General features: G+C 68.6%; 8 protein-coding genes. 2 read left to right on the forward strand and 6 right to left on the reverse strand.

Annotated features, from left to right (window positions below):
* Positions 1-205: 205 nt before the first annotated feature.
* From ACAM49_RS36055 to ACAM49_RS36065, 3 genes are all read right to left on the reverse strand, one after another.
* The gene (locus ACAM49_RS36055) at positions 206-739 is read right to left on the reverse strand and encodes a DUF3145 domain-containing protein (protein ID WP_040804128.1); all 534 of its coding nucleotides are present in this window, start codon (positions 737-739) and stop codon (positions 206-208) included.
* Between the two features lie 121 nt (positions 740-860).
* Positions 861-1,673 (reverse strand): serine hydrolase domain-containing protein, encoded by an 813-nt coding sequence (locus ACAM49_RS36060; protein WP_369640019.1) that lies wholly within the window; start codon positions 1,671-1,673, stop codon positions 861-863.
* Between the two features lie 51 nt (positions 1,674-1,724).
* Complete coding sequence (locus ACAM49_RS36065; RefSeq protein WP_369640020.1) at positions 1,725-3,164, reverse strand: amino acid permease; 1,440 nt, start codon at positions 3,162-3,164, stop codon at positions 1,725-1,727.
* A gap of 158 nt (positions 3,165-3,322) precedes the next feature.
* Here ACAM49_RS36065 and ACAM49_RS36070 point away from each other — a divergent pair, with 158 nt between their 5' ends.
* Positions 3,323-4,513: a serine hydrolase domain-containing protein gene (locus ACAM49_RS36070; RefSeq protein ID WP_369640021.1), complete on the forward strand. Its 1,191-nt coding sequence runs from the start codon at positions 3,323-3,325 to the stop codon at positions 4,511-4,513.
* A gap of 6 nt (positions 4,514-4,519) precedes the next feature.
* Here ACAM49_RS36070 and ACAM49_RS36075 read toward each other — a convergent pair whose 3' ends face one another.
* Together ACAM49_RS36075 and ACAM49_RS36080 are read right to left on the reverse strand one after the other, a co-directional pair.
* Entirely contained in the window at positions 4,520-5,098 is a 579-nt protein-coding gene (locus ACAM49_RS36075) for a DinB family protein (protein ID WP_369640022.1), read from the reverse strand.
* 80 nt (positions 5,099-5,178) lie between these two features.
* On the reverse strand, positions 5,179-6,243 hold the full coding sequence (locus ACAM49_RS36080) for a phosphotransferase family protein (RefSeq protein WP_369640023.1): 1,065 nt from the start codon (positions 6,241-6,243) through the stop codon (positions 5,179-5,181).
* A gap of 116 nt (positions 6,244-6,359) precedes the next feature.
* Here ACAM49_RS36080 and pabB point away from each other — a divergent pair, with 116 nt between their 5' ends.
* Entirely contained in the window at positions 6,360-8,477 is a 2,118-nt protein-coding gene (gene pabB, locus ACAM49_RS36085; RefSeq protein WP_369640024.1) for an aminodeoxychorismate synthase, read from the forward strand.
* Positions 8,478-8,484: 7 nt separating this feature from the next.
* Here the strand turns inward: pabB and ACAM49_RS36090 are convergent.
* A partial coding sequence (locus ACAM49_RS36090) for a hypothetical protein (protein ID WP_369640025.1) occupies positions 8,485-8,924 on the reverse strand: 440 nt, incomplete at its 5' end.

Here is an 8,924-nt window from a genome sequence, read left to right on the forward strand (position 1 = left end):
GGTGGCGGCGGGCGGGGCGTCGGCGGTTTTGGTGGAGTCGTTGCAGGCGGTGAGGGCGAAGGCCGTTGTCAGGGCCAGGGCCGCGCCCGCGATCGCTGTGGTCCGCACGAAAAGCCTCCTCGTCGGCTGCCCCTCCCCTGGGCATTCTGCCCGGTTCGCCGCGATCGCGAAGGTAGGCACGCGCGATTGGCGTGGCAGTGCCAGGTCAGCCGACGTCGCGGCGCAGCCAGGTGACTTCGGCGCCGTCGCCGCCGAGGCGGTACGGGTCGAGGATGTCGTCCCAGGCGGTGCCGAGGGCGCGGTCGATCTCGGCGGCGATCTCGGCGGCGGAGTTGCGGCCGTGGGCGCGGGCCTGGGCGACGATGGCGCGCAGGCGGTTCTCACCGACCATGATGTCGCCGCTGGCGCCGGTCGCACCGTTCCAGAGGCCGAGGCCGGGGACGAAGGAGAAGCGCTCGCCGTCCACGCCCTCACTGGGATCCTCGGTCACCTCGAAATAGAGCACCGGCCAATCTCGCAATGCTCTGGCTAATCTGCCTCCGGTACCGACCGGGCCGTACCAATCGGTGGTGGCGCGCAGCTGTCCGGGGTCTGCGGGCTGTGCCGTCCAGCGGAGTTTCGCGGGAGCCTTGAGCGTGGAGGTCAGCGCCCATTCGATGTGCGGGCACAGCGCCGCCGGCGACGAATGGATATAGACGACCCCAGACGTCGCTTCCGCGAACTGACTAGACGCGTGCACCACTGACACCTCCGGCTCGACGAGGGACGTCTTCCCCAACGGCCCCTGCTCGAGCTCGGCGTTGCCCGAGTTTACTGGAGTGCCCGGTGTTGCGTGTGTTACTTAATGCCCGTGTCGAGGACTACCCAAACTCCGCGATCACGGCATCGCTGAGGGGCGGCCAGGCCACACGGGCCCAATCACCGAAATTTTCGTCCGCCAGCGAGAGACACGCCATGCCGACGTCCGGATCGACCCAGAGGAATGTTCCGGACTGCCCGAAGTGCCCGAAAGTCCGCGGCGAGTTCGTGCTGCCGGTCCAGTGCGGAATCTTGTGGTCGCGAATTTCGAATCCCAGCCCCCAGTCGTTGGGTCGCTGCGAGCCGTATCCGGGCAGCACGCCATTGCGATCCGGAAATTGCACTGTGCTTGCTTCGGAAACCAATTCAGCACTCACGACCACCGGTTCCAGCAATTCCCCGGCGAACCGCAGCAGATCTGCGACCGAGGAGCGACCGGCATGCCCGGCGGGACCGACCAGCGCGGAGGAGCTCATGCCCAGCGGCTCGAAGACGGCCTCGCGCAGGTACTGGTCGAACGGGATACCGGTCTGTGCCGCAACGAAATCCGCGAGCACCTCGAACCCGGCGCTGGAGTAGATGCGCTTGGCGCCCGGCTTGGCCAGCACGTCGGTGGTGTCGAATGCCATTCCGGAGGTGTGCGCCAGCAGGTGCCGCACGGTGGATCCGGGTGGCCCGGCGGGCTGGTCGAGCTCGATCGCGCCCTCTTCGACCGCGACCAGAACCCCGTACGCCACAAGCGGTTTGGTCACCGAGGCGAGGGGAAAGACCTTCGCGGTGTCGCCCTCGGTGTCCACCGTGCCCTTGCCGCGCACGACGACACCCGCCGCCGCGTTCCGGACCGGCCACTGTCGAATCTGTTCCAGCGCTCGCACGCCATCGAGCCTACGAGCCCGGGCAAACCACCCGGTACCGGGGTCGGCGGGCTACGAATGCACTTCCGGCGCAGCCACTTCGACGGCCGCGGCCCGGTTCAGCGCCGAGCGACGGCGGCCGTAGCCGAAGTACACGACCAGCCCGACCGCCGACCACAGCGTGAACGCCAGCCAGGTCACGCCCGGCAGGTGGATGAGCAGCCACACGCACATGAGCACGCCGCACACAGGCACCAGCGGCACCAGCGTCCGGAACGAGCGCGGCAGCTCGGGCTTGGTGCGGCGCAGCACCAGCACGCCGATGTTCACCAGCGCGAACGACACCAGCGTGCCGATATTGGTGGCGTTCACCAGTTCTCCGAGCGGCACCAGCGCCGAGAGCACGGCCACCACGCCGCCGACGATCAGGGTGTTGACCGTCGGCACCCGCTTCTGCCCGACCCGGGAGAGCACCTTGGGCATGAGCCCGTCGCGCGACATGGCGACCAGGATGCGGGTCTGCCCGTACAGCACGGTCAGCACGACCGAGGCGATGGCGATGACCGCGCCGCCCGCGAGGATGGTGGCGGGCCACCCGCGCCCGGTGACCTGTTCCAGCACGGTGGCCAGCGACGCACCCGAGCTGCTCACGTCGTCCACCCCGACCGCACCGACCGCGGTGAGCGCCACCAGCACGTACATCAGCGTCACGATGCCGAGCGAAATGATGATGGCGCGCGGCAGATCTCGCTGCGGGTTCTTGGCCTCCTCGCCCGCGGTGGAGGCGGCGTCGAAGCCGATGAAGGAGAAGAACACCATGGACGCGGCCGCGCCGATGCCGGAGACGCCGTAGGGCGAGAAGGGGTGCAGGTTCGAGGAGGTGAACGCGGTGACCGCGACGCACACGAAGAAGATCAGCACCGCGATCTTGATCATGGTGGTGATGGTGGTGACCCGCGAACTCTCGCGAATCCCGCCCAGCAGCACCACGGTCGCGAGCACTACGACGATGAACGCGGGCAGATTGAACACCCCGCCGTCGCCGGGCGGCTGCGCCAGCACATCCGGAATCCGCCAGCCGACGGTCGATCCGAGGAATTCGTTGAGGTACGCGCCCCAGCCGACGGCCACCGCCGCCACCGAGACGCCGTACTCGAGCAGCAGGCACCAGCCGCAAACCCAGGCCACGATCTCGCCCAGCGTCGCATAGGTATAGGAGTAGGCCGATCCGGACACCGGCACGGCACTGGCGAGTTCGGCATACGACAGCGCCGAGAACAGCGCGGCCAGTGCGGCGATCACGAAGGAGACGACCACGGCGGGTCCGGCCAGCGGCGCGGCCTCGCCGAGGACGACGAAGATGCCGGTGCCCAGGGTCGCGCCGACCGACAGCGAGATCAGTGGAATCAGGCCCATGCTGCGGCGCAGTGCGCTGTGCTCGCCGTCGGAGGTGAGCTGTTCGACGGGTTTGGTCCGCAGCAATGTGGAGGTAATCCGCTGGATTCCGGGCATGTACGGCCACGCTACCTGCTCAGAGGCGCATTCCATCCATCAGGGTCTCGTGTCACGGCTATTCGCGGGGGCATCAGTTATGCGCTGGCGTCGCAGTTGTGCGCTGGGGAAACAGGGGCCCCGCCCGGCGGCCGGTACCGGTTACGATCGGTCACATCATGAGTGAGCAGGTCACGATCCACGGCGAGGTGGAACCGGGCTTCGGCCCGGTCGCCGACGCGTTCCGCCGCAATTTCACCCGGCACGGCGAGATCGGTGCGGCGGTGGCCGTATTCGACGGGGACCGGCCGGTGGTGGATCTGTGGGCGGGGCACAAGGATCGCAAGCGGCGGGTGGAGTGGGAGCGCGACACCATGGCCCCGGTGTGGTCCTCGACCAAGGGGATGACCGCGTTCGCGGTGGCCTCGGCGGTGTCGCGGGGTCTGCTCGCCTACGAGGATCCGGTGGCGCTGCACTGGCCGGAGTTCGCCGCGCACGGCAAGGAAACGATCACCGTGCGGCAGCTGCTCGACCATCAGGCCGGGCTGGCGGCGCTGGACCGGCCGTTCCGGCTCAGCGATATGGCCGATCTGGATCACATGGCGGCCGTGCTCGCCGAGCAGAAACCGTTGTGGCGGCCGGGAACCCGGCACGGCTATCACCCGATCACGGCCGGGCTGTATCAGGGTGAGCTGTTGCGGCGGGTGGATCCGCAGCATCGGACGCTGGGCCGGATCTTCGCCGAGGACATCGCCGACCCGCTGGGCGCGGAGTTCTATATCGGCCTTCCGGAAGAGATTTCACTGGACCGGGTGGCGACACTGGCCTCGACCCAGGGCATCGACATCCTGCGCTACGAGCGAGACCTCCCCGTGCGCATCGGGATTCAGCTCTACAGCAAGCGGGGACTGTCGTTCCGGGCGTTGAACAGCCCGCAGGTCGGCGCGCCCGCCCGGGCGACCCGGCGCGAATTCCTCTCGGTGGAGAGTCCGGCCGCCGGCGGCGTCGGCACCGCCCGGGCACTGGCCCGGGTGTACGGCGCGGCCGCCAAGCAGACCGGCGAGCTGCCCATCGACCGGGAGGTGCTGGACCGCTTGGCGATCGGCGACACCGCCGACGATGTGCCCGCCGAGGATCTGGTGCTGCTCACCCCGAGCCGCTACCACCTGGGCTTCCGCAAGTCCCGGGGCAGTTTCCGGTTCGGCTCCGACAAGCGCGCCTACGGCACCACCGGCTACGGCGGCTCGTTCGGATTCGCCGATCCGGCAACGGGTCTCGGCTTCGGCTACGTGATGAACCGCCTGGGCATGGCGGTCCTCGACGATGTCCGCTCCCGGAATCTGCGCGAGGCCCTGCTGCGCTGTAGTTGACCGGGGTTATCCGCGGACGTCGTGTACGTGGTGCACGAGGTCGTGGATGAAGTAGCGGGCCATCGAGTCGATGGTGAACGCGGAACCGTTGCTGCGCAGCGCCGCCTTGTCGCGCTCGTCCTCGGGCACGGATTCGAAGGCGCGGGCGACGGTTTCGGCGGCGGCCGCGAGTTCGGCGGCGACCGCGGCGGTTTCGGCGGCGGCGTAGTTCTCGGCCACCGCCGTCGTGTCCTGGTCCCAGTTGGCGAACATGGGAATCCCGTTGTCCCCCACCGTGACCGTGGTGTCGTAGCCGCCGATCACGGGGCCGGGCCGGGCGCCGCCGGTGCGGGCGATGTCGAGCCGGTGGCCGAAGATCAGGCACACGTCGCGGACGTGGGCGGCGTACTCCAGGGTCGACCACGTCGAGTCGTCGGGACGCTGGGTCGCGTCCGGCCGTTCCAAAGCGGCGGCCAAGCGGGCCGCGCTGTCGCGGGTCAACCCCGGCACGGCCTCGAAGGCGGTGGCGTCGGGGTCGAATCCGCAGTCGGCGCAGGCGCGTTCGAGCACCCAGGTCCAGTCTTTGGCATCAGGAACGATCGGCATGGCAGATAACATACGTTGGCGTTAATTTATCTGCCACATATATTCTGCCAACCGCCGTCAAGATGGCGACACGTTTGCTGTCACTCCATCCAGCGGTGCGCCTTCTCGAACAGCTCCAGGGTGATGGCGTGCAGGAAATCGCCGACCTGCTTGGGGGCCTTGCCCGCGAAGGCCCGCGCGTGCGTGCCCTCCAGCACGATGCCCAGCTTGAAGCAGGCCAGCACGCTGTACCAGGTGACGTGGCTCAGGTCGCGCTCCGAGAACCGCCCGTAGTGGGCGACCATCTCCTCGATGGTGGGCAGGCCGCCCACCGCGCCGAGCGAGCCGACCAGCGCCGCGCCGGTGGTGCCGGGCTCGGGGCGGGTGGCGATCTGCCAGCCCAGATCCAGCATCGGATCGCCGATGGTGGACATCTCCCAGTCGACCATGGCCACCACCTCGGGGCCGTCGAAGGAGAACATCATGTTGGCCAGGTGGCAGTCGCCGTGCAGAATGCCGGGTTTCGCGGTGGTCGGCCGGTTGCGGTCGAGCCATTCGCCGACCTGCTCCACGCCCGGGATCTCCGGGCCCGGATAGCCCTCGTTGACGCTGTAGGAGTCGAGTTCCTTGAGCCAGCGCGGGACCTGGCGTTCCAGGAAGCCCTCCGGCTTGCCGTAGTCGGCCAGGCCCAGCGCCTCGTGGTCGAGGGAGCCGAGGCGGGCGATGGCCTCGACGGCCGAGAGTCCCATCCGGCGACGCACTTCCGGGTCGGAGGCGTGCAGCTCGGGGAGTTCATTCTGCGGGTTGAAGCCGGTGATGGGCTCCATCAGATAGAAGGACGCGCCGAGCACGGATTCGTCCGGGCAGGCCGCGATCACCTTGGGTGCGCGGATCTCGGTGTCGCCGAGCGCGCCGAGGATGCGGGATTCGCGCTGGATGACGGTGTTGCTGGCCGAACGCAGATGCTTGGGCCCGCGCCGCAGCACGTAGTCGCGGCCGCCGCGGGAGAAGCGCAGCATGATGTTCTGGGTGCCGCCGCCGAGCGGGCGCACCTCCTCGAACTCCCCGCCGGGCAAGCCCTGCTCTTCCATCCATTTGCCGACAATGGCGAAATCGACGACGTCACGATCCACTTCGACCGGCTGCGCTACAGACATGCCGCCCATTGTGCCGTAGGCCGCACGGGAAACTGAAGGCGTCCGCCCGCAGTAGTGGCGCGGGCCTCGTTCACCCAGGTCGCGGCGCGGTGTTCCGGGGGCGCAGGCGTAATGTTGCCGAGCAAATGCGCACCCTGTTGATCGACAACTACGACTCGTTCACCTACAACCTGTATCAGCTGCTCAGCCAGGTGAACGGGAGCGAGCCCGTGGTCGTGCGCAATGACGAGGTGGGGTCGCTCGAGGATTTGGGGCTCGACGGATTCGACAACATCGTCATCTCCCCAGGGCCCGGACGGCCCGATATTTCCCGCGACTTCGGGATCTCGGCGGAATTGATCGCGCGGGCGGAGTTGCCGTTGCTGGGTGTGTGCCTGGGGCATCAGGGGATCGTGCTCGCGGCGGGCGGGAGCGTGGTGGCCGCGCCGCGCGCCCGGCACGGGTATCCGGATCGGATCACGCATGACGGGCGGGAGCTGTTCGCCGGTGTGCCGCAGGACTTCTCGGCGGTGCGGTATCACTCGCTGTGCGCGGGGCGGCCGCTGCCGGAGGAGTTGGAGGTGACCGCGACCGCGCCGGACGGGGTGATCATGGGGGTGCGGCATCGGAGTCGGCCGCAATGGGGGGTGCAGTTCCATCCGGAGTCGATTTCCAGCGAGCACGGTGAGCTGCTGCTGCGGAACTTCGCCGAGCTAACGGCCGAATATCAACGACGTCAAGGTGTTTCGCGAGCGACCGGACGGGTCGTGGTACCCGAGCCGATCTCGATTCCGCCCGCGATCACCGAGCCGATCCGCTACCGCGTCGAGCAGACGGTGATCGACCGCGCGGTCGACGCCGAGGCCGTATTCGATGCCCTGTATTCGACTTCCCCGCATGCCTTCTGGCTCGACAGCGAGCACGTGGAGCCCGGCCTGGATCGCTTCTCCTTCCTCGGCGACGTCTCCGGCCCGCTGGCCGAGGTGGTGCGCTACCGGGTCGGCAGCGGCCACGTCGACATCGAATCCGCGGCCGGTCACCGCAGCGTGCCGGGCGGGATCCTCGACTACCTATCCGGCGAGCTACGCCGCCGCGAGATCGACTTCCCGGAGGTGCCTTTCGATTTCGCGGGCGGCTACGTCGGCTACCTCGGCTACGAGATGAAGGCCGACTGCGGCGCGCAGGCGGTGCACCGCGCCCCCACCCCCGACGCGCAGTGGATCTTCGCCGACCGCCTGATCGTGGTGGACCACGAGGCGGGCCGCACCCACCTGCTCGCCTTGTCCGAACCGGAATCCACTGCCGCCGCCCAGGATTGGCTCACCGCCACCCGCGCGATCGTGGAAACCCTTCCGACCTGGGAGAATCCGGCTCCCCTCGAATTGCACATGGACGAGGCGACCGTCGCGCCCTTCCTGACCCGAGGCCGCGACCGCTATCTCGCCGATGTCGCCGCCTGCCGGGAGCAGCTGCTGGCGGGCGAGTCCTACGAAATCTGCATCACCGACAGCGCCTATCCCCCGGGCGACGCCGACGGCCTCACCGTCTATCGCACCCTGCGCCGTAGCAACCCGGCCCCCTACGCCGCCTTCCTCCGCTTCGCCGACCTCGAGGTGGCGTGCTCTTCCCCCGAGCGCTTCCTCAAGGTGGACCGCCACCGCACCGTCGAAACGAAACCCATCAAGGGCACCGCACCGCGCGGCCACACCCCTGCCGAAGACGCCGCCCTCGCAGCCGAATTGGCCCGCAATCCCAAAACCCGCGCCGAGAACCTCATGATCGTCGATCTGCTCCGCAACGACCTCGGCCGCGTCTGCGAAATCGGTTCCGTCCACGTCCCCCACCTGATGGCCGTCGAAACCTACACCACCCTGCACCAGCTGGTCTCCACCATCCGAGGCACCCTGCGCCCCAGCCTTTCCGTAATCGACTGCCTCCGAGCCTGTTTTCCGGGCGGCTCCATGACCGGCGCCCCCAAACTCCGCACCCTCGAAATCATCGACACCCTCGAATCCGAGGCCCGAGGCATCTACTCCGGCACCATCGGCTTCCTGGGCCTGGGCGGCACCGCCGACCTCAATATCGTCATCCGCACCGCGGTCCGCCACCACGGCCACTGGCGCGTAGGCGCGGGCGGCGCAATCGTCCTCGACTCGGACCCCGCCGACGAATACCGCGAAATGCTCTGGAAGGCATCCGCACCCCTCCGCGCTCTCCCCGGCCTGGCCACCGAACCCAGGACCCCGCTCCCGTCTCGCGGCTAACAGTCCTCTACTTGCGACCGGGGCGGCGGGGTTTGTCTTCGAGCGGTTCGGATTCGGCGGGTTGGCCTTTGGTGAAGCGGCCCAGCAGGGAGATGCCGGGGAGTTTGTCGAGGCGGGTGAAGACTTCTTCGCCGAGGGCGGTGAGGGATTCGAGGCGGGTGAGCATTTTGTCGTAGGCGACGAAGGCGGGTTCGGCCAGGGCGAGGGTGCGGTCGAGGCGGTCGATGGTGGCGTTGAGGCGGTTGACGGCGGTGGTGAGGCTTTCGATGAGGTCGGGGAGTTGGGCGGCCAGTTGGATGGAGGCGGGTGGGAGGCGGACCGCGGTGTCGAAGGCGGTGGTGGCGGTGACCTGGGCGGAGTCGAGGGCTTGGCCCGCGGCGTTCTGGGCGGCTTCCACGGCGGCTTGGGCGGCGGCGAGGATGTCGCCGGCGGTGGGGACGCGGGGGG

The sequence above is a fragment of the Nocardia sp. JMUB6875 genome, assembly GCF_041154655.1.
Taxonomy (GTDB): Bacteria; Actinomycetota; Actinomycetes; order Mycobacteriales; family Mycobacteriaceae; genus Nocardia.